The organism is Sneathiella litorea, from assembly GCF_009882915.1.
GTDB classification, from domain to species: domain Bacteria; phylum Pseudomonadota; class Alphaproteobacteria; order Sneathiellales; family Sneathiellaceae; genus Sneathiella; species Sneathiella litorea.
In genome coordinates, this window is sequence record NZ_WTUW01000002.1 from 1,486,674 (window position 1) to 1,507,235 (window position 20,562).

A 20,562-nucleotide genomic window follows, 5' to 3' on the forward strand; every position below is an offset into this window, starting at 1 on the left:
CTCCCTCTTGATGAATTGATTATTGTTTTTATTGGTACGCATGTACCGGCAAGGATACGCCGGATTTCGCTACTTACTGGGTATTGCAGATGTCATTTTTACCGCTTTCGTCCGTTCCCTTGACGAGATAGAGACGCCGCTTGGAAAGATCCGGCACACCCATCTCCTGAACTTGCTTTCTGGCAAGCTCACGATCGAAATGAGAGCTGGCAGGCATGTAACGAAAGACCAGACCACCACGTCGGCGTCCCGAATTGTTAGGCTCGGCGCCGTGGACAAGATTGACATCGTGGATTGAGAATTCCCCCGGTTTGAGTATCACATCTCTTGGGGGCTTAAAGTCATACTTGCTGATATCAATGGACTGGTTGAGGACGATTTTGTCACTATCGTCACGATCATGATCATAGAGAACCTGATCTTTGTGAGATCCCGGGATGACACGCATGCAGCCGTTATCCACATTGACGTCGTCGATGGCGATCCATGCTGTAACTGTTTCCAATGGACGAATTGGCCAATAATGACCATCCTGGTGCCAGGGCGTCGCCTTGCCACCAACACCTTTCTTGGCGAATAATGCTGATCCCCAGACGATGATGTCGGGGCCAATCAGGTCGGATACGATATCAAGGATTTCTGGGGATTTTGCGTATTTGAGCCAGCGTACGTCCTGATCGATGAGATTGGCAGCGTAATCCTGGTCAACACCGGGCTGTCGAGCGAAGAATGCTTCCATGGTCTCGTTTAGCTCCGCGACTGTGTCGCCGGACAGCTTTTGCGGGGCCGTTATTTGCCCATCTTCGTGATATCTAGAAATTTCAGCCGGCGTGAGCATTCAATTCTCCCTGTTCAATTTGTTGCCGTTGCAAACCCGGCTTTAGTTGTTGATTGCCTTGAAGAACGAGTTCGGCCCCCTTCTCGCCAATCATGAGCGAGGCGGCATTCGTGTTGGCCGACGTTACTTTTGGCATGATGGACGCATCAATCACCCTCAGCCCCTCTACACCACGCACCCTGAGCTCAGGATCGACCACTGCCAGGTCATCCGATCCCGCACGGCAGGTGCCGGTGCAGTGAAACACAGTGCCGCCATGTTGCCGGGCAAAATCTAGTAGTTCCTGATCTGTCGTGAGGTTAGCGCCCGGGAGGATTTCCTTGTCCCATAGGAGCTTGAAGGCAGGCTGTTGATAAATTTCCCGTAACATCTTGATCCCGGCGACAATGGTCTTCCGGTCAAGTTCTTCTTTCAGGTAGTTTGGGGTTATACGCGGGGAGGTAAATGGATCGTCCGACTGGATGTCAACGCGGCCTCGGGAAAGCGGATGACATTGCCAAACCGAAGCAGTAAAGCCGGAATATTTATGGAGTGGATCGCCAGGCTTGTCGACGGACAGAGGCATAACATTAAACTGTATGTCCGGGCGTTTTCCGTCCGAATATTCTGTACAGGCGGCACCGCCCACCTGTCCTGCGCCAACCGTCAGGGGTCCGCTCCCCTTGAACAGCCATTCAAGTCCCATTGCAGCCAGACTGAACGGGTTGCGAACGGCGTCATTGAGTGATTGACGGTTTTTAAGACGAACTATGGTCCGGGCCTGATAGTGATCCTGCAGGTTGCCGCCGACTTCGGGCGCATCGACCTCCACCTTGATACCGTGCTGGCGCAACAGATCGGCAGGACCTATCCCGGAAAGCTGGAGAAGCTGGGGAGATTGCAGCGCTCCAGCAGACAGAATAACCTCTCGATCCGTTTCTGCGGATTGTGGTTTGTCCTCGCTGATCCATTCAACGCCTGTCGCCCGTCCATTCTCAATGCTTACACGAGTGACCTGCGCGCCGGTGACCACGGTCAGGTTCGGCTTGGAAAGAATTGGGTGCAGGAAGGCAACAGCGGAGCTTTCCCGCCACCTTTTACCAATGCTTAGCTGGTAATCCCCAACACCATATGTCGTCGCGCCATTAAAATCCGGGTTCAGCGGCAAACCAAACTGCTCAGCTGCCTCTATCCAGGCTTTGCAACCTGGATTCTCGTTGCGCAAGTTGGACACCGACAATTCACCCTCGCTTCCCCGGTACTGGTCGGGTTCGGCAGAGTTTTTTTCAAGGCGCCGGAAATAGGGGAGGACAGAGTTGTATCCCCATCCTGTTGCGCCAAGCTTTTCCCAATCGTCGAAATCTTCTGCCTGTCCACGAATGAATATCAGACCGTTGATGGAACTGGATCCGCCAATCACCCGACCACGGGGCCAGATAATCTGCCGCCCTGCGGTGCCTTCATCCGGTTCAGTCAGGAACTGTCTGGAGAAACGCGGATCCAGCATTGACTTGAAGTATCCGACCGGAAGGCGGAGCCAGAAATTACGATCCCATCCTCCTGCCTCCAGCAGCAGCACCCGGTGGCTCGGATCTGCGGAAAGCCGGTTGGCGAGTACACAACCTGCCGAGCCCGCCCCAACAATGATGAAGTCATAACGATCTATGCTCACAAGCCGGCCTTCCTTCACATGGCATGAATAAAACGCCAATCTGCTGAATTCGCGCTATTCGAATTGGTTGTTGAACGGGTTGTGACATTCGGTCTGGCTTTAATGCCGGTGTTTAGTTTGTTATAATATCACTAACGTCCTATATATAGGATGTTAGAAATTAATGACTTTGTCAACATCTTAGAAAAAGGTATTATTTAACACCTACCGGACGGAAAGGTTGCCCCACCTTAAAGGTTTTCCTTGAACGACAAGTTAGCTTGGATTTGCCTTATGACATACGGAGCTATATTAAATGTTGCCTTCTTTAGACTTTCTTGAATTGTACGAATGGTTTTATTTATTATCTTAGCGGGTGTTTCTTTTTACCCGCTCAGGTAGATATTCCCGGAAAAATGCGGCATTTGAAGGAATAACGAGTTTGACACACAATCAAACGATTTATCCAAGAATATACCTGTAATATCGCCATCTAGACTAAAAGACTGCAATTACTCTAGGCGTTACTTTCGCCCCTCATTATATAATAAAATATTGAATTATCAGACTGAATGCATTGAACAGCATAGGTAGCGATTTCTTTTATTGTAAGGACAAAAACTTAGTTTGTTTATGCCGCCCTGAGGATCTCTGCCTCTAATAGAATTAAATATAATTGTTCTACCATTGACGCCCCTGACCTTCTCTTAAAAATTAAGCATTTGTTAAGAAATTAATATTACCTTAATTGCGTCGAATATTAGATATAGAACTATTGGAGCGTGTTATGTTTAGGTCAGTACAGAGTGAAATCGGGTATAGGCATCTATTTTCTATAACAATGGTTACCTTGCTGAGCGCCCTCGTTCTATATTTGTCGCTGCCTCAATCTTCAGAGGCAAAAGAGACAGCTTACTGGAACGTCCTTTTTGTGGAGGGTACTTCTCAATGGCGCCCTATTAGCAGTACTGAAAACTGGCAAGCATTATCCAAAGAGCAGCAGCTCCCTGCACGAATAGAACTCCGGACCCTGGATAATTCCCAAGCGGTTATCGCGCACGGTTTCGACAAAATAGAGCTTGAGCCTAATTCAACAATCAATGTCTCCCCCGAAGCAGATGCAGATGCTACGACCGCAATTAATCAACTAAAAGGTAAAGTTGGATATTCAGTCCAGAAACGCAAAGCCCGCACGTTCTCCGTGACCGCGCCATATCTTGTTGCTGTTGTGAAGGGAACCAGTTTCAGTGTGGATATCAATGAAGAATCAACCCAAGTCGACGTGGATGAAGGAATTGTTTCTGTATCTAATGTAAGCGATGGCACTACGGCCGATGTTACAGCTGGAATGTCTGCAAATGTTTCCAACAATACTAAGGGTGTCTCCACAAGCATGACTAACAGTTCTAATTCCACGAATACTGGCCTCGGAATTAGTGCCGAAGGTGGCACAAGCGGAGCTGGCGGTGTTGAAGGCAGCAACGCAAGCGTCGGCGTAGGCGTTGGCGGCATTGGTGTAGGTGTCGGCGTCGGTGTTTCTGATGGTGGTATCAGCGCAAGTGCAGGTGTTGGCGTTGGTGGCGTCGGAGCCAGTGTGGGTGTCGGTGTCGGAAGCAGCGGCGTTGGTGCCAGTGTTGGAGCAGACGTCGGCGGCGTTGGAGCTAGTGCAGGCGTAGGTGCCGGAAGTGATGGCGTTGGTGCCAGCGCTGGCGCAAGCGCAGGCGGTGTCGGAGCTGATGCAGGCGTAGGTGCCGGAAGTGATGGCGTTGGTGCTAGCGCAGGGGCAAGCGCTGGTGGCGTCGGAGCTGATGCAGGCGTCGGAGTTGGCGACAGCGGTGTCGGTGCAGATGCAGGCGTTGGCGGTGCAGATGCAGGCGTTGGCGGTATCGGTGTCGGTGTAGGTATCGGTAGTGACGGTGTTGGAGTCGGCGTCGGTATCGGCGGTATCGGTGTAAGTGTTGGTATCGGCGGCTAACACATAACCTGACATCCGATTGAAATGCTCCTTCGGGCTTTCACATGGTTGCTGGCTTTCGGCATAAGCGTTGCCGCTTTTAGCTTCCATACACTGGACTTCATAGAAAGACCATTGCTGGAGCAGCGCTTCAAGCTCGATCATCATGACGCAGACCCGAACATTATTATTGTTGAGATTGATCCGAAAAGTCTGCGGGAAGTTGGTATTTGGCCCTGGAAACGCTCGCTCCATGCGTTGCTGATTGATCGTCTGACTGCAGCAGATGTATCTGCAATCGTTATGGATGTGGATTTCAGCCTCGCGAGCAATGACGCAGACGATTCCGCATTTGAGAAGGCACTCGAGAGAAGCGACGGGCGGACTGTGCTTGCCGCCTTCCGGCAGTGGAGCGAAGCCGATAATTCCTTTATCGATATTGGGCCCATGCCACGCTTCGCCCAGCATGCGGAGATTACATCAGCGAACGTTTTCCCGGCAACCGACGGTCTTCTCTGGCGTCAGATACTGACTCAGGAATGGAATCAACGGATTATTCCAACATTGGCAAGTAGCCTGGCTACCAAATCAGGGCTATTTAGCCCTTCCAAAAATCCTATCCAGGATTTTGGTATTGATTATAGCATCGACCTGTCATCTTTTCAGCGCTACTCCTTCTCTGATGTTGTCAGGGGCGATATTGATCCTGCATTGTTGAAAGGAAAAACAGTCCTCGTTGGCGCAACCGCCGTAGAGCTTGGTGATAATGTTGCCACGCCCTTATACAAGTCCCTGCCAGGGGCTCTAGTTCAGATGCTTGCAGCCCAGTCTCTTGTCACTAATCGCGCTTTACAGCCAATCCCAACCAGCCTGACCGTCATTAGTTTGTTTTTGATAACGGTCTTCATTGCAATTATCAGCTGGAAATTCCGGTTAATTCATATACTCGCTGTTGTCCTTGCCTGTGATGTCGTCATTTTCGCCGCCGCCGTGGTGGTGCAGTCCAGAACCGAACTATTAATACCCGTTGCACCCTTTTTTATAGGCACCTTTTTAACTGGCAGCTTTACTGTTCTCATTCGCTACCACCAGCTTGCCCTTAACGTTATGGCAGAACGACTAGGGCGTTTGCGCGCTCAGGCTCTCATGGCAAATGTCGCGAGGAATGCTTTTGATGCCTTAATCACAACGGATGAACAGGGGCGCATAAAAACTATAAATCTCGCTGCAGAACGTATTTTTGATATCAGTTCGGCGAACGCAAAGGGACGTCTTATGTCGGAATTTTACATTCCTTCGACCTTGACTGACGGCAACACGTTTGATCAGGTGCTGGATAAGGCCGTCACCACGGGTAAGCCTTTACGTATTTTATGCAAGAGAACTGCTGGAAAGGCGTTTCATGCCGATATGGCTGTGACAGCCATGGAGGACAAGGACAGCAATGGCCTCATCCTTTTGATGCGAGATATCGATCAACGTGTCAGAGCAGAAAGAATTGCCCAGCGGAAAGAACGCCAATTGGTGGCAGCCAAACAGCAAGCCGAATTGGCAAATCGTGCCAAAACCGAATTTCTTGCCAATATGAGCCATGAGTTCAAGACTCCCCTGAACGCGATGATGGGTTTCTCGGAGACAATGAAGGGGGAATTTTTCGGCCCATTAGGCTCCCCCAAATATATTGAATACTCTACGGACATATATAACAGTGGCGCCAGGCTTCTGGAGACGGTAACAGACGTTCTTGACTTTGCGCGGCTCGAAAATGATGAATTGGTAGTGCAAAAACAAAAAGTTGATTTGCCCGCAATTGTAAAACGCCTCGGGGAGATGTCACTTGACCGTGCAGAAGCGGCCGGACTTGACCTCATTTTTGAGATACCCGAGGAACAACTTGTCTATGAAACCGACGAGAGATTATTAAAGCAGGCCTTTAGCTCCCTCATTTCAAATGCCTTAAAGTTCAATCGGGATGGCGGCTATATAAAGTTGGCGTTATGTCGTAGCGCAACCGGTGATATAAACTTATCCGTATCAGATAACGGCATCGGCATCGCAGAAGAGGAAATCGAAACCTGCCTCAAGGCGTTTGGACAGGCAAACAGAGGTCTCCAGCGAAAATATGAGGGCACGGGTTTGGGGCTAACCCTAGCTAAACAATATGCGGAAAAATTGGGCGGTACGTTGCAGATTAGCTCTAAACTCGGCGAAGGAACAACAGTAACAATATGCCTTCCTGAAGAAGTCAAAACAGAATAACCACACCCCAGCCAACAGGTTTATTCTTACGGGTCGCATTATTTTCTCCACCTCGGATGACCCCAGTTTTTGGAAATCGAGAACGAGGCACAGGAGAGGGAAAAGCGGATGTCCGTTATCCGCTTCCGGAAGGAATTATATTGCGGTTGTTCTTCTATCGTTTACAATTGTAGCATGACAAAATGGATCCCAAGGCGCGAGACACTGGATCGCCCCCTTCACGTTGGTATCGCGAACTCTCTCAAGGAGGCTATATCCGAAGGTAAACTCGCAGTCGGAGAACGTCTCCCTCCACATAGAACTTTAGCAGATTCATTAGGTGTTAGTGTCCACACCGTTGGCAAAGCCTATGATGAACTCACACGTACAGGCCTGGTTGGCGGCCAAGTCGGACGGGGTACTTTTGTTCTGGATCCGTCACAAAACTCCCAACAACCATTTTTAATGGAAAGGACTAATCAAGGGCTCATTGATCTTTCCATTGCGCGCCCGCTTTATGACAATCTTCATGCAGGCAAGATGCAGTCTGCACTCAAGGATATGTCCACGAGCTTAAACCCTGACGTTTATTTGGCCTGTCGGCCGAATGTAGGGTTGGAGGAACATCGCAACGCAGGTGTTAAGTGGTTATCGCGATGTGGATTGAAGACCTCTGCAAAAAATATCGTCATGACCAACGGAGTATGCCACGGCATGACAACTGCCCTATCCTCCGTGGCTCGCCATGGGGACGTTGTTGTTACAGATGCAATTGCTTACCACCTCATAATCTCTCTTTGCTCCTATCTCGGCATACGTCTGCAAGGCCTTAAGATGGATAATGAAGGCGTTCTGCCAGACGCATTTGAAGCGGCCTGCAAACAACAGGAGGTGAAGGTTTTCTTCACTGCTCCTACACTCGCAGGCCCATCTGTCAGCCTTATGTCGCTAGAAAGGCGGAAGGAACTCGTCCGAATCGCACGGCAAAATGACGTCTTGATTATTGAGGATGATGTCCTTGGACCTTTACCAGAGAATCGCCCTCCTCCAATATCCGCGCTTGCTCCAGAAAGATCCATTTACCTTACTTCTTTCACAAAATGCGTCATGCCAGGCCTACGTACAGGATATCTGGTCACACCAGAAACACTTCTGCCCACCATTACAGGGAGGCTGATTGTATTTAGCTGGATGGCCACACCATTCATTTCAGAAATCGCGAGCCGTTGGATTGAAGATGGTACAGCCGACGAATTAGTGCGCTGGCAAAGAGAAAAAATCGCTGAACGCCATGCAATTGTGACAGAAGAACTGGCCCAATTTAACTGGGTCGGGCATCCAGCCGCCCTCCATTTTTGGCTCCGGCTACCTGAGCAATGGAGTGCACAAAATATGGTTGACCATGCAAAAGCTCTTGGGGTTGCCGTAGCCCCCCCACAACCTTTTATGACGGCACAAAGCGAACCCATGAACGCTGTCCGTATTGCTGTTGGTGGAGTAAGCAGTATAGATAGGTTTCGGCAGGGCCTGATCCTTATCAAAGACTTGTTAAAGCGATCACCGGAGCCTTTGCCCCAAATTCTATAATTGTACTGCTACAATATAATATTTGACATGCAATACAATTGGGGGCCAGACTTTTAGCGAAAAATTTAGTCAAGTTGTTTTTCGTCAAACTCTGTACTGGACTTGATCCTTGGAAGGCCACTGTGGGGAAAACCATTATTGCTTTTATGTATCAAAAATAGTGTTTCGGAGTTTTAGGGCTGTTGTGCGCGAGGAAAATCAACTTGTCGAAAATCGCCAAACAACTAACTGGAGGTATGGCACTGATGACTTTGAAAAATCGCGGCTTCATAGGCTGCTTAACAGCTGTGGCGACATTCGCTGCAGGGTTGAGCGCCGCACAAGCAGATAGCTGGAAATACGCATTTGAAGAATCCCTGACTGAAGTTCAGGGAGTTTATGCAACAAAGTTCAAAGAAGAGATTGAAAAAAACTCTGACAATGAAATCCAGCTATTTCCCTATGGAACACTGGGTGAGTCAGCGGACCTAATGGAGCAGACCCAAGCGGGCATCCTTCAATTCGTTGATCAGTCTCCCGGATTCACCGGCGCACTGATCCCGGAAGCACAGGTATTTTTTGTTCCCTATTTGCTTCCGACTGATCAGAAACACCTGGCTCGCTTCTTCCGGGAAAGCAAGGCCATTAATAACGATTTCAAGGATCTTTACGCGGAACAAGGCCTGGAGCTCTTACAGATGTTCCCCGAAGGCGAAGTCGCAATGACGACAAAAGAGCCTGTTAATAGCTGTGAGGATCTTAACGAAGTTAAATTCCGCGTTATGACAAACCCGCTTCTGGTCGAAGCCTATAAAGCATTTGGGGCGACGCCAACGCCTCTGCCTTGGGGTGAGGTTTATGGCAGCTTGCAAACCAACATTATTCAGGGCCAGGAAAATCCAACCTTCTACCTTTACTCAACAAAGCTGTATGAGGTTACAGATTACATCACTTATACCGGCCATAGCAATTTTACGACAGCCGTCATGGCCAACAAGGAATTCTTTGACGGCCTGAGCGATGCTGATAAGAAGATCGTTCAGGATGCCGCTAAAGCAGCGTTTGAACATATTGTTGTTTATCAGGATGGCCTGGCTCAGCAGGAACTGAAAAAAATCAAGGAAACAAAGCCAAGCATGACGGTTACCGTGCTCTCTGAAGAGCAGCGCTCCTGCTTTAAAGATGCCGCAGGTGACGTGGAGGCTAAATTCATCGAAATGACCGGTGATCGCGGCACGGCAATCCTTAAACAGTTTAAGGCAGACCTTGCTGCCACTGCTCAATAGGGCTGTATGCCTAAAAGTACCGGGCGGTTTTTAATAAATTGCCCGGTGCACTATCCTCAAAATTTTGGGTTCGGATGAAACAGGGAATGCCTCGTGACAGATAAAGCTCACAAATCAATGCTACCCGGTTTCTTAGGGCAGATCGACACCTTGATCGGTCGAGCGGAAGCCGTCATCCTTGCAGCCGGCGTATTATTGATGGCCCTGAATACAGTAGGCAATGTCATCGGTCGGTTTGTCTTTCAATACAGCTTCTTCTTCACAGAAGAGGTAAACAGAATTCTCATTATCATGATTACCTTTGCGGGCATCGGCTATGCTGCGCGTCATGGACGGCACATTAGAATGTCAGCCATATATGACGCTCTTCCCATTCGAACGCGGAAGGTCATGATGATCCTCATTACAGTAATAACGGCGCTGACCATGTTCGCTCTGTGCTATTTCTCTATCGGGTATATTCTAAAAGTTGCAGCCTCCGGACGAGTGTTACCCGCTCTTCAGATTCCTGTTTATCTGATCTTTCTTTGGGTTCCCGTCGGTTTCGCCGTCACCGGAATCCAGTATGCGCTCACAACGGTTAAAAACCTTCTCGAAAAAGACGTCTACCTCTCCACACATATGCTGGAAGGCTATGACGATAACGAGATCGAGGTCTAGGAGAGTCAGATGGCAATCAAAATAACAGCGATCATGATTGTTCTCCTGCTGGCAGGCTTACCGATGATGATCCCGCTTCTGCTAGCTGCCTTTTACGGATTTTACGAGCTTTTCAACGGCTTTTCAAAAATGGACTTCATGGTCCAGCAGATGCTGGCGGGTATTCGCCCTGCATCATTGATTGCAGTCCCAATGTTTATCCTGGCGGCAGAAATCATGACCCGGGGTCAATCTGCAAACCGGCTTATCGACATGGTCATGAAGTTTATCGGTCATGTCAGAGGGGGACTGGCCGTTAGTACAGCTACAGCCTGCACCTTGTTTGGAGCCGTATCGGGATCGACCCAGGCCACTGTCGTAGCCGTTGGATCTCCGTTACGCCCTCGAATGCTGAAAGCCGGGTATAAAGACTCATTTGTCCTAGCATTGATCATCAATGCCAGCGATATCGCCTTTCTGATACCACCCAGTATCGGCATGATTATTTATGGGGTGATTTCCAGCACCTCCATATCAGAACTGTTCATTGCCGGTGTTGGTCCGGGTCTTCTGCTAATGGTCCTTTTCTCCGCATACAGCATGATATATGCGACCATTAAAAAGGTTCCAACCGAGCCAAAGGCAACCTGGTCTGAACGCCTTGATGCCGCGCGAAAGGCTATTTGGCCACTCGGCTTCCCTGTTATAATCATTGGCGGCATTTATGGCGGCATTTTTAGCCCGACTGAGGCTGCGGCCGCCTGCGTCTTTTACGCACTCGTTCTGGAAATCGCCGTTTTTCGATCCCTGAAACTCATAGATATATACCAAATCGCCAAATCCACTGGCCTGATTACCGCAGTTGTGTTTATTCTGGTTGGTGCCGGTGCGGCCTTTTCATGGGTTATCTCTTTTGCCCAGATCCCACAGGAAATTCTGGGGGCGATTGGCATTACCGAGATGGGTCCCAAAGCGGTTCTGGGTGTTATTTCCGTTTCCTTTTTCATCGGATGTATGTTTGTTGATCCGATCGTTGTGATTCTGGTTCTTGTGCCCATTTTTGCACCGGTGGTAGATGCTGTAGGTCTAGATCCGGTTCTAGTGGGAACAATTATCACCTTACAGGTCGCTATCGGATCTGCGACGCCCCCATTTGGATGTGATATTTTCACGGCAATAGCCGTCTTTAAACGACCGTATGCTGATGTTGTCAGGGGGATTCTCCCATTTACGATCATTCTCGCCGCAGTCTCAGTAGCTCTTATATTCTTCCCACAAATTGCCCTGTTCGCTCGTGATCTGGCCTTTCGCTGATTGGCAGGAGGTACCATATGTTTAAGAAAATTCTGATCCCGATGGATGGTTCGGAACAATCCCTAAAAGCTCTGAAAATAGCCGTCAATTTGCAGGAATCTTTTGATTGCGAGCTAATTATCCTGACTGTATTCAGGCATCACAGTCTTTTAGAAACCTCTATGTCCATGGTTCGCTCGGAGGAGCCAGAGATTATGGATGATATTCTGCGGAAACATGCATCCGAAGTGGCAGAAAGTGGAAAAGCATTAGCTCTGGATATGGGGGCCAAGCGGGTACGGGCTTTCGTAAAAAACGGCCACCCTTCCCGAACCATTGTCAGCTTCTCAAAAGACAAAGATATCGACCTTATTATACTGGGTAGCAGGGGGCACGGAGACCTAGAAGGCTTTCTACTCGGTAGCGTCTCCCATAAGGTAACCAGCCTCGCTAAATGTCCGGTAATGGTGGTATAGAACCTTGTCTGATTTCTAACCTCAACCTCATCATACCTTTTCAGATGGGATAGATTTAAATGGATACTTCAACCCTATATTCCCGGATCCTTCCATCCGAACTGGACGCCTCTCCTGTCGCTAAAAGGATCGGCCTCATTGCGCTTGCTACAGATCATACGTCGGAACTGGATTTTGCGCGGATTTGTGACCCCGAGGAAGTTGGAGTGTATGTTGCGCGAATTACCTACGATAATCCGACCACACCGGAAAGCCTCAAACGCACAGGTCCCAGGATAACCGAGGCTGCCAGCCTGATTTTGCCTGATGAACAAATTGATGTCATCGCCTATGGATGTACAGCGGCGACTGTCGTTCTTGGGGACAAGACTGTCGCCGATTGCATTCAAAAGGCAAAACCAGGCAGTAAATGCGTGACGCCAACATCCGCTGCCTTTGCTGCCTTCGAAGCTTTAGGGGTAAAAAAGGTAAGTGTTTTGACGCCTTACTCCCCTTTGGTGACAGAAGAACTCACTGCCTATTTTACAAGCAACGGCTTGGATGTTGTTAACTGGAACTGTTTCGGCCTTGACGACGATAGAAATATGGCCCGCGTCTCTCATTCCAGTATTATTGCCTCCAGCGCCGAGACTATTGATGAGGACGCCGACGCCCTCTTTATCTCCTGCACGGCTGTACGGGCTGCCGTTTGCGTAGACGAAATTGAACGTATCACGGGCAAGCCCGTAGTGACATCCAATCAAGCCGTTGTCTGGCGCAGCCTCCGACTAGCCGGTATTACCAGAAAAATCCCCGGCTATGGCCGGCTGTTCCAAATTTGAATCACCCAACAAGAAGGACCGCGAAATGGGTTCAGTAAATTTGGCGGCTATTGAAAAGGCCCGCATCAGGATAGCTCCCTTTATCCGGCAAACCCCGACTGTATCGTCCCCTTCCCTGTCAGGGATTACAGGCGGAGACGTTCACCTCAAGCTGGAGCAACTCCAGATTACGGGTAGTTTCAAGTTACGGGGCGCAACTAACGCAGTGCTAAATCTAACGGAAGAGCAAAAGGCAAATGGTGTGGTGGGCGTATCAACTGGGAACCATGGCCGGGGGCTTGCCTATGCCGCCCGAAATGCGGGCGTAAAATGCATCATCTGCATGTCTGAACTCGTGCCCCAGAACAAAGTTGAAGGCATCCGGGCGCATGGGGCAGAAGTTCGGATTATTGGTCGTTCGCAGGATGATGCACAGGTGGAAGTGGACCGCCTGGTTGCTGAAGAAGGCATGACCATGCTGCCACCGTTTGATCATGAAGACATCATTTGCGGCCAGGGAACGTTAGGAATTGAGATTCAGGAACAACTTGCAGATACCGAAACCGTCCTGATACCGGTTTCCGGAGGTGGCCTCATTTCCGGGGTTGCTCTGGCATTGAAAGGCTGGAAACCCTCCATCAGGATTATCGGCATAACTATGGACCGGGGCGCCGCCATGTTTGAAAGCCAGCAGGCCGGCAAGCCAATTATGGTGGAAGAGTACCCCACACTGGCAGACTCTCTCGGGGGCGGTATTGGACTGTCCAATTTATATACTTTCCAGATGGTGAAGGAACTCGTCGATGACCTTATTCTGGTAACGGAAAAGGAGATTGCCGATGCCATCCGTCACGCTTACTGGCAGGAGAAGCTGGTAATTGAGGGTTCTGGCAGCGTTGGTATCGCGGCTTTGCTCGCGGGAAAAATAACCGCGCCGGGAACCTGCGCCTGCGTCATCAGCGGGTGCAACATCGATATGGAATTACACAAAAGAGTCATCGACGGGGAAAATGTTGATGTCGGCCAGCAACAACTCGAAACGGAAGCCTGAAATGTCTGAAATTACCATTCTGAATGAAAAGGAATTAAGACAAATCATTTCTCTGGATAATCCCGCAGTTGAGTGTATCGAGAATGCTTTCCGGCTTCTCGCCACAAAAGAGGTGGTGATGCCGCCTATCCTCAGCTTTCACGTCCCTGATCACAATGGGGAAGTCGACGTCAAGACAGCTTATGTTCCGGGAATAGACTCGTTCGCAATCAAGATGAGTCCCGGATTCTTTGATAATCCCAAAATCGGCCTGCCAAGTCTCAACGGGCTGATGGTCCTTTTTTCTTCCAGGACGGGCATTGTGGAAGGGGTATTGCTGGACAACGGGTACCTGACAGATATCCGCACGGCTGCAGCTGGTGCCGTGGCCGCCAAATGGCTGTCTCGCAAGGATTCCAGCGTCGCAGGAATAGTTGGAACAGGAACACAGGCACGCCTGCAGCTCAAGGCCCTCTGTCTTGTTCGTGACCTCAAGAGAGCAGTTGTATGGGGACGGAACGATCTGAAAGCGGCCCAATATGCGGAAGAATGCAGCAAAGAGCTGGGGATTGATATTCAGGTTGCAGAAACCATTGATGACCTGATGGAACAAAGCGATATTGTGGTGACAACTACACCATCGCAAACAGCGCTTATTTCTGCAGAACAATTGCGTCCCGGTCAGCACATCACTGCGATGGGGACCGATGCTGACTATAAAACCGAATTGGCCACAGACGTTATTCCCGCAGCTGATTTATATGTCTGCGATAACCTCACCCAATGCCGCAAACAAGGAGAGCTGCGCCCCGCCATTGCTGCAGGGATGGTGGATAACGCAGCTGTTTTTCCGGAACTCGGCGGTATTATCGCTGGCCTTCATGGGGGTCGCCCGTCGGACCGCAGTATTACGATCTGCGATCTGACCGGCACAGGCGTTCAGGATACTGCAATTGCCACTTTTGTCCGAGAGCGCGCGCGTGACGCAGACATCGGCACTATTTTCAACAGCTAGCGGGACTTGGAGATAAATATGTCTGGACTTGATCTACCCTTTACTCAATCAGAATATCAGACCCGCATTAAAAAAGTGCGATCCTCGATGGTCCAAAACGACATAGAACTCCTTATCGTCACAGATCCATCAAACATGGCCTGGCTGACGGGCTATGATGGCTGGTCTTTCTATGTTCATCAATGCGTTGTCTTGTCTTTGGAGGGCGATCCGCTCTGGTACGGCCGCAAGCAGGATTCCAATGGTGCCGCAAGGACCGTTTTCATGAGCAGGGACAATATCCTCTTTTATCCGGAAACCTATGTGCAGTCGACGGAATACCATCCCATGGATTACCTGTGTACACTTCTCACAGATCGAGGGTGGGGAGCTTTGGCTATCGGCGTTGAGATGGATAACTATTATTTCTCCGCGGCCGCCTATCTGTCTCTGGTCAACTATTTACCCAACGCCAAGCTGAAGGACGCGAATTCATTGGTGAACTGGTGCCGGGCGGTAAAATCGGAGCAAGAGCTGATCTATATGCGGCGGGCCGGCCGCATTGTCGAGGAAATGCATAAGCGAATATTCGAAAAAATTGAACCTGGGCTTCCAAAAAATGAACTGGTTGCGGAGATTTATGACAGCGGCATTCGGGGGGCAGACGGATTTGGAGGAGACTATCCCGCCATCGTCCCCCTCCTCCCATCGGGCGCGGACGCCGCGGCGCCACATCTTACATGGGATGACAAGCCTATGAAAACGGGGGAAGGAACCTTTTTCGAAATTGCCGGCTGCTATCGGCGATATCATGTCCCGCTTTCGAGAACCATCTTTCTTGGAAAACCACCCCAGAATTTTATTGACGCTGATAAAGCCGTTCAGGAAGGCATGGAAGCCGGACTGGAAAAGGCGCAAGCCGGCAATACATGTGCAGATATCGCGAGCGCCTTTTTTGCAGTCTTAATGAAATACGGCATTATCAAGGATAGCCGGACTGGTTATCCAATCGGTTTGAGCTATCCGCCTGACTGGGGAGAACGAACGATGAGTTTGCGCCTGGGCGACAAAACCGTTCTCGAGCCAGGCATGACATTTCATTTCATGACAGGCCTCTGGATGGATGACTGGGGAATGGAAACAACAGAGAGTATTGTCATTACTGACAGCGCACCAGAGCTTCTTGCGTCTGTTCCCCGCCAATTGATGATCAAGGATTAGCGCGATGAAAGCCAATCCAATTTCCGTAACAGTCGATTATGACAAAGACGGCGTTCAGCACGGCTTCCTGAAACTGCCTTATTCACATGACGGCTCCGCCTGGGGTTCAATCATGATCCCCATCACCGTTGCCCGAAATGGTGACGGCCCTACCGTCCTATTGACCGGGGGCAATCACGGTGATGAATATGAAGGCCCGGTGGCGCTTTTTGATCTGACCAACACGATAAAATCTGAGGATATCACTGGGCGCGTTATCATTGTGCCCGCCATGAACTATCCCGCTTTCTGGGCGGCGAGCCGGACGTCCCCAATTGACAAGGGGAATATGAACCGGATTTTCCCGGGTAATCCTGTCGGAACCGTTACAGAGAAAATTGCTGATTACTTTCAGCGTACCCTGTTGCCGCTTGCCGACTATGTACTGGATATACACTCGGGTGGTAAAACCCTCAACTTCGTTCCATTTTGTGCTGCTCACGTCTTAGAGGACAAAGCGCAGGAGGAAAAATGCGTTGCAGCCATGCGGGCGTTTAACGCGCCCTTTTCGATGATGCTCCTCGAAGTGGATGCGACCGGAATGTATGACACCGCCGCGGAAGAAATGGGAAAGGTCTTCATTTCTACAGAGCTGGGAGGCGGCGGTTCCTCGACAGCGAGCAGTGTTGCTATCGCAAAAAAGGGCGTAAAAAACCTTCTCCGGCATACCGGCGTCCTAAAGGGAGACCTTGAAGTTAGCGCCTCAATCGAACTTAGTATGCCGGATCATCAGTGTTACGTATCCAGTGAGTCTTCCGGCTTACTCGAACTCTGCGTGGAACTGGGCGAACCGGTCACGGCAGGCCAGATTCTGGCCCGGGTTTACGATATCGACAGAACGGGAAGCGATCCTACAGAATACACCAGTCCGCTGGATGGCATCTTTGCAGCGCGCCATTTTCCGGGTCTGATCGGTATGGGGGATATTGTGGGCGTCGTTGCTGTAAAGGTATAGAACCGGTATATCTTCAATATGATTAAACTTGACGACCGTGACCTCAAAATACTGGCAGTTCTGCAGCAGGATGGCCGTATACCCAAGAACCAGCTTGCGGAGAGGGTTCATCTCTCTCCAACGGCCTGCTGGGAACGGTTGAAACGCCTGGAAAACGCCGGCATTATTGAAGGGTACGGCGCTCGGCTCTCCCTCGCTAAGCTTGGCTCTCCCGCCATAATTTTCATGCAGGTCGAGCTTGGCAGTCATCGCGCCGAGGATTTTGAGCGTTTTGAGAAAGCTGTCCGCGCAATTGATGAAATCACGGAATGCTGGGCAGTCGGTGGCGGTGTTGATTACTTCCTGAAACTCGTCTGTAGAGGTGTCGATGCCTATCAACGGAAAGTTGATGAGATGCTTGCTGCAGATATCGGTTTGCGGCGTTACTATACTTATGTGGTAACAAAGCCTGTAAAAAATTCGGATCAGATCCCCCCCTCTGCAATTGAGTGAATTTTAACAGTCGATCACAAAGGAATTCAGAGCGTCCCGAAAAATCTTTGCCTTTTTCGAGGTTTAAGAGAATTCTTCACTATATTTTCATACCATTTCAAAAGCACCATCTGGTCATTCTTTCCTATACTTCCTTCAGCATTTACCGGCGGAGGATGTGATGATCGAAGAAAAGAGAAACCTGTCCCGGATACCGGAGCTGGATCTGCTTGCAGATCCCAGACTTTTCAAGGAATTTTCCTATTGTGACGGACGATGGGAAACCGCAAATTCCGGCCGCGTCATTGAGGTTACCAACCCGGCAGACGGTGCATGGATAGGAACAGTTCCGTCCCACAGCAAGGAAGAAAGCAGGGCAGCCGTTGAAGCAGCACATCAGGCATTTCCTGACTGGGCTGCGCGTTTGCCACAGGAAAGGGCGTCGACTTTAAAAAGCTGGTTCCAGTTGATCAACGATTCCAAGGAAGACCTGGCATTGATCATGACTTTGGAGCAAGGCAAACCCATATCGGAGTGCCGGGGCGAAATTGACTATGGGCTCTCTTTCATCGAATTTTTTGCCGAACAGGCCAAGCGAACAGACATTCTGGGGGTAACATCCCACCTTCATAATGCGGAAGTAGAAGTCTGGCTGGAGCCAGTTGGGGTTGCGGCACTCATAACACCCTGGAATTTCCCGAACGCAATGATCACCCGGAAAGCGGCTGCGGCACTTGCCGTCGGTTGCCCCGTCATTGTGCATCCCTCCAAGGAAACCCCATTTTCTGCACTAGCCTTGGCAGAGCTGGCGGAGCGGGCAGGCTTTCCTCCGGGGATATTCAATGTCATCACTGGTGACGCTGCAGAAATCGTCGGAGAGTGGACGAAAGATACGCGCGTACGTGCGCTCTCTTTCACCGGATCGACGGAGATCGGGAGGCTTCTCTATGCGCAGTCTGCCCCGACCATCAAGCGCCTGAGCCTTGAACTTGGTGGTCATGCACCTTTTATCGTGTTTGCAGACGCGGATCTAGACAAAGCCGTTGAAGAAGGTATCAGTGCCAAGTTCGCGACCTCAGGCCAGGACTGTCTTGGCGCAAACCGCTTTTTTGTCGAGAAATCTGTTTATGATGAATTTTGTAAAAAGTTCGCGCAGAGAACAGCCGCATTGACAATTGGTCGGGGACTGGATGATCTGGACATTGGTCCGCTTATGAACGAAAACGCTATCAACAAACAGAAGGAACATGTAGAGGATGCCTTAAAAAAAGGGGCGACTCTTATGACTGGTGGGAACAGCCACGCATTGGGTCCGCTTTTTTTTGAACCAACCGTTCTGAAAGACGTGCCCGAGAGTGCAAAAATTATGCATGAGGAAACCTTCGGTCCAGTTGCTGCCATTACATCATTTGAAACAGAAGACGAGATCATCCACCGCGCAAACAACACGGAATACGGCCTGATGGCCTATGTTCACACGAAAGACCCATCCCGTATTTATCGTCTTAGCCGGGCGTTGGAATTTGGGATGATTGGCGTTAACCGCACGAAAGTTACCGGTGCTCCCATCCCTTTCGGTGGCATGAAGCAGTCCGGGATTGGGCGCGAAGGTTCCCGTCACGGGATCGAGGCGTTCTCAAATATCAAATATGTTTGCCGGGACTGGGCCTAGCCAGTTCTATTTAATCAGGAGAAATTTATGCTAACGAATGACCAACTCAGCCAATGGGACCGTGAAAATTTTTTCCACCCTTCCACGCATCTCGCCCAGTTCGCACGCGGAGAAATGGACAACCGTATAGTCACGGGCGGCTCCGGCGTTCACATTGAAGACAGGGACGGCAATCGTTTACTGGATGCCTTTGCCGGTCTTTATTGCGTGAATGTTGGCTACGGCCGCACGGAAATTTCTGACGCCATCGCAAAACAGGCCAAGGAACTCGCCTACTACCATTCTTATGTCGGGCACGGCACAGAAGCCTCGATTACTTTGTCAAAAATGATCATTGACCGGGCACCAAAAAATATGAGCAAGGTCTATTATGGCCTTTCCGGCTCCGATGCGAACGAGACGAACATAAAGCTGGTCTGGTACTACAACAATGTTCTGGGTCGTCCTGAAAAGAAAAAGATTATCTCCCGCTGGCGTGGGTATCACGGTTCGGGTCTGATGACTGGGTCCCTCACCGGGCTGGAGCTATTCCACAAGAAATTCGACCTTCCGCTCACGCAGGTCATCCATACAGATGCGCCCTATTATTATCGTCGCGAGGACCTCAGCCTCAGCGAAGAAGAGTTCACCCGTCAATGCGCGGAAAACCTGGACGCGCTGATTCAAAAAGAAGGACCGGACACTGTTGCCGCCTTTATCGGAGAGCCTGTCCTGGGAACTGGCGGACTTGTTCCTCCTCCTACTGGCTATTGGGAGGCGATTCAGGCTGTGCTCAAAAAGTATGACATCCTGTTGATTGCGGATGAAGTTGTGACCGGCTTTGGACGGCTTGGCACCATGTTTGGCTCCGACCATTACGGCATCGAAGCGGATATCATTACGTCCGCAAAAGGTTTGACGTCTGCCTATGCGCCGCTATCTGCCTCAATTGTATCAAAGAAGGTTTGGAAAGTTCTTGAACAGGGTACCGATGAGTTCGGCGCCATAGGCCATGGCTGGACCTATTCCGCCCATCCCATTTGTGCTGCTGCAGGGGTCGCCAACCTCAAGCTTATCGACAGCATGGGTCTGGTTGCCAACGCAGGAGAGATCGGCCATTACTTCAAGAATGCCATGACCGATGCCTTAAGCGGTCATCCGAATGTGGGTGATGTACGGGGAGAGGGTCTGATGCTGGCAGTTGAGCTTGTCAAGGACAAGGATACCCGGGCGTTTCTGGACACCTCACTGCTTTCGGGTGCGAAAGTAGCTACCGCGCTGCTTAAGCGGGGCGTGATTGCCCGGGCAATGCCCCAGGGAGATATTCTCGGCTTCGCACCACCGCTTTGCCTGACAAAAGGGGAAGCCGATACTATCGTCGGCGCTATGTCCGAGGCTGTCCGCGAAGTATTCGATAATGCCTAACTAAAACTGTTTGCAGGGTCTCGCAAAATCTCTTGCCATTATTGCGTCTAGACAAC

Annotated in this window: 17 protein-coding genes; 15 read left to right on the plus strand and 2 right to left on the minus strand. The window is 50.2% G+C overall.

Annotated features, from left to right (window positions below; genetic code table 11):
* Nucleotides 1–73: 73 nt before the first annotated feature.
* Entirely contained in the window at nucleotides 74–838 is a 765-nt protein-coding gene (locus GQE98_RS13485) for a phytanoyl-CoA dioxygenase family protein (RefSeq protein WP_161316132.1), read from the minus strand.
* Nucleotides 822–2,489, minus strand: coding sequence for a GMC family oxidoreductase N-terminal domain-containing protein (locus GQE98_RS13490; protein WP_161316133.1), 1,668 nt, complete (start codon nucleotides 2,487–2,489; stop codon nucleotides 822–824). Before GQE98_RS13490 ends, GQE98_RS13485 begins: the two co-directional genes overlap by 17 nt.
* Nucleotides 2,490–3,399: 910 nt before the next feature.
* Between GQE98_RS13490 and GQE98_RS13495 the strand changes: the two genes are divergently transcribed.
* The 15 genes from GQE98_RS13495 to GQE98_RS13565 all read left to right on the plus strand — a co-directional run bounded on the left by GQE98_RS13495 (nucleotide 3,400) and on the right by GQE98_RS13565 (nucleotide 20,506).
* The gene (locus GQE98_RS13495) at nucleotides 3,400–4,443 is read left to right on the plus strand and encodes a FecR domain-containing protein (RefSeq protein ID WP_161316134.1); all 1,044 of its coding nucleotides are present in this window, start codon (nucleotides 3,400–3,402) and stop codon (nucleotides 4,441–4,443) included.
* Nucleotides 4,444–4,467: 24 nt separating this feature from the next.
* Nucleotides 4,468–6,681, plus strand: coding sequence for a CHASE2 domain-containing protein (locus tag GQE98_RS13500; RefSeq protein WP_161316135.1), 2,214 nt, complete (start codon nucleotides 4,468–4,470; stop codon nucleotides 6,679–6,681).
* A gap of 108 nt (nucleotides 6,682–6,789) precedes the next feature.
* Entirely contained in the window at nucleotides 6,790–8,247 is a 1,458-nt protein-coding gene (gene ehuR, locus GQE98_RS13505; protein ID WP_202526286.1) for a MocR-like ectoine utilization transcription factor EhuR, read from the plus strand.
* Nucleotides 8,248–8,492: 245 nt separating this feature from the next.
* Complete coding sequence (locus tag GQE98_RS13510; RefSeq protein ID WP_161316317.1) at nucleotides 8,493–9,512, plus strand: TRAP transporter substrate-binding protein DctP; 1,020 nt, start codon at nucleotides 8,493–8,495, stop codon at nucleotides 9,510–9,512.
* Between the two features lie 117 nt (nucleotides 9,513–9,629).
* Entirely contained in the window at nucleotides 9,630–10,172 is a 543-nt protein-coding gene (locus GQE98_RS13515; protein ID WP_161316318.1) for a TRAP transporter small permease subunit, read from the plus strand.
* Between the two features lie 9 nt (nucleotides 10,173–10,181).
* On the plus strand, nucleotides 10,182–11,465 hold the full coding sequence (locus GQE98_RS13520) for a TRAP transporter large permease (protein WP_161316136.1): 1,284 nt from the start codon (nucleotides 10,182–10,184) through the stop codon (nucleotides 11,463–11,465).
* 17 nt (nucleotides 11,466–11,482) lie between these two features.
* A complete protein-coding gene (locus GQE98_RS13525; RefSeq protein WP_161316137.1) occupies nucleotides 11,483–11,920 on the plus strand; it encodes a universal stress protein in 438 nt (145 codons plus the stop codon).
* Between the two features lie 59 nt (nucleotides 11,921–11,979).
* A complete protein-coding gene (eutA, locus tag GQE98_RS13530) occupies nucleotides 11,980–12,741 on the plus strand; it encodes an ectoine utilization protein EutA (RefSeq protein WP_161316138.1) in 762 nt (253 codons plus the stop codon).
* A gap of 25 nt (nucleotides 12,742–12,766) precedes the next feature.
* Nucleotides 12,767–13,771: a hydroxyectoine utilization dehydratase EutB gene (gene eutB / locus GQE98_RS13535; protein ID WP_161316139.1), complete on the plus strand. Its 1,005-nt coding sequence runs from the start codon at nucleotides 12,767–12,769 to the stop codon at nucleotides 13,769–13,771.
* Between the two features lies 1 nt (nucleotide 13,772).
* Nucleotides 13,773–14,765 (plus strand): cyclodeaminase, encoded by a 993-nt coding sequence (locus GQE98_RS13540; protein ID WP_161316140.1) that lies wholly within the window; start codon nucleotides 13,773–13,775, stop codon nucleotides 14,763–14,765.
* Between the two features lie 18 nt (nucleotides 14,766–14,783).
* Complete coding sequence (doeA, locus tag GQE98_RS13545; RefSeq protein ID WP_161316141.1) at nucleotides 14,784–15,965, plus strand: ectoine hydrolase DoeA; 1,182 nt, start codon at nucleotides 14,784–14,786, stop codon at nucleotides 15,963–15,965.
* A 4-nt stretch (nucleotides 15,966–15,969) separates the two neighbouring features.
* Nucleotides 15,970–16,959, plus strand: a complete 990-nt coding sequence (gene doeB / locus GQE98_RS13550) for a N(2)-acetyl-L-2,4-diaminobutanoate deacetylase DoeB (RefSeq protein ID WP_202526289.1) — start codon at nucleotides 15,970–15,972, stop codon at nucleotides 16,957–16,959.
* A gap of 18 nt (nucleotides 16,960–16,977) precedes the next feature.
* The gene (locus tag GQE98_RS13555; protein ID WP_161316142.1) at nucleotides 16,978–17,451 is read left to right on the plus strand and encodes an Lrp/AsnC family transcriptional regulator; all 474 of its coding nucleotides are present in this window, start codon (nucleotides 16,978–16,980) and stop codon (nucleotides 17,449–17,451) included.
* 160 nt (nucleotides 17,452–17,611) lie between these two features.
* Entirely contained in the window at nucleotides 17,612–19,102 is a 1,491-nt protein-coding gene (locus GQE98_RS13560; protein WP_161316143.1) for an NAD-dependent succinate-semialdehyde dehydrogenase, read from the plus strand.
* Nucleotides 19,103–19,129: 27 nt separating this feature from the next.
* A complete protein-coding gene (locus GQE98_RS13565) occupies nucleotides 19,130–20,506 on the plus strand; it encodes an aspartate aminotransferase family protein (RefSeq protein ID WP_161316144.1) in 1,377 nt (458 codons plus the stop codon).
* Nucleotides 20,507–20,562 lie beyond the last annotated feature (56 nt).

Coding starts and splice junctions, on each gene's coding strand:
- GQE98_RS13515 (WP_161316318.1), top strand. CDS start 9,630: ATGCTACCCGGTTTCTTAGGGCAGATCGACACCTTGATCGGTCGAGCG.
- GQE98_RS13555 (WP_161316142.1), top strand. CDS start 16,978: ATGATTAAACTTGACGACCGTGACCTCAAAATACTGGCAGTTCTGCAG.
- GQE98_RS13510 (WP_161316317.1), top strand. CDS start 8,493: ATGACTTTGAAAAATCGCGGCTTCATAGGCTGCTTAACAGCTGTGGCG.
- eutA (WP_161316138.1), top strand. CDS start 11,980: ATGGATACTTCAACCCTATATTCCCGGATCCTTCCATCCGAACTGGAC.
- ehuR (WP_202526286.1), top strand. CDS start 6,790: ATGTCCGTTATCCGCTTCCGGAAGGAATTATATTGCGGTTGTTCTTCT.
- GQE98_RS13525 (WP_161316137.1), top strand. CDS start 11,483: ATGTTTAAGAAAATTCTGATCCCGATGGATGGTTCGGAACAATCCCTA.
- doeB (WP_202526289.1), top strand. CDS start 15,970: ATGAAAGCCAATCCAATTTCCGTAACAGTCGATTATGACAAAGACGGC.
- GQE98_RS13565 (WP_161316144.1), top strand. CDS start 19,130: ATGCTAACGAATGACCAACTCAGCCAATGGGACCGTGAAAATTTTTTC.
- GQE98_RS13485 (WP_161316132.1), bottom strand. CDS start 838: ATGCTCACGCCGGCTGAAATTTCTAGATATCACGAAGATGGGCAAATA.
- GQE98_RS13560 (WP_161316143.1), top strand. CDS start 17,612: ATGATCGAAGAAAAGAGAAACCTGTCCCGGATACCGGAGCTGGATCTG.
- GQE98_RS13520 (WP_161316136.1), top strand. CDS start 10,182: ATGGCAATCAAAATAACAGCGATCATGATTGTTCTCCTGCTGGCAGGC.
- eutB (WP_161316139.1), top strand. CDS start 12,767: ATGGGTTCAGTAAATTTGGCGGCTATTGAAAAGGCCCGCATCAGGATA.
- doeA (WP_161316141.1), top strand. CDS start 14,784: ATGTCTGGACTTGATCTACCCTTTACTCAATCAGAATATCAGACCCGC.
- GQE98_RS13540 (WP_161316140.1), top strand. CDS start 13,773: ATGTCTGAAATTACCATTCTGAATGAAAAGGAATTAAGACAAATCATT.
- GQE98_RS13500 (WP_161316135.1), top strand. CDS start 4,468: ATGCTCCTTCGGGCTTTCACATGGTTGCTGGCTTTCGGCATAAGCGTT.